The sequence below is a fragment of the Sphingomonas sp. Leaf339 genome, from assembly GCF_001426195.1.
GTDB lineage: Bacteria > Pseudomonadota > Alphaproteobacteria > Sphingomonadales > Sphingomonadaceae > Sphingomonas.
Genome location: NZ_LMRS01000051.1, coordinates 1 through 334 on the forward strand (window position 1 = coordinate 1; position 334 = coordinate 334).

At 27.5% G+C, this 334-nt stretch carries 1 protein-coding gene; it reads left to right on the top strand.

The features are described from left to right. Positions 1-122: 122 nt before the first annotated feature. A partial coding sequence (locus tag ASG67_RS19895) for a F0F1 ATP synthase subunit A (protein WP_414887680.1) occupies positions 123-334 on the top strand: 212 nt, incomplete at its 3' end.

Here is a 334-nt window from a genome sequence, read left to right on the forward strand (position 1 = left end):
ATTTCTTAGGTTTATTCCCATATATTTTTACAAGATCAAGACATATAGTAATAACTATAGGATTAGCTTTACCTTTATGACTTAGTTTTATAATTTACGGTTGAATTAACAACACAACTCATATATTAGCTCATTTAGTTCCTCAAGGTACTCCTCCTGTACTAATACCTTTTATAGTATGTATTGAAACAATTAGAAATATTATCCGACCACTAACATTAGCCGTTCGACTATCAGCTAATATAATTGCAGGACACTTACTTCTTACTTTATTAGGAAATACTGGTCCTTTTATAAATCTATTTACAATTAATATCTTAATTATTGTTCAAAT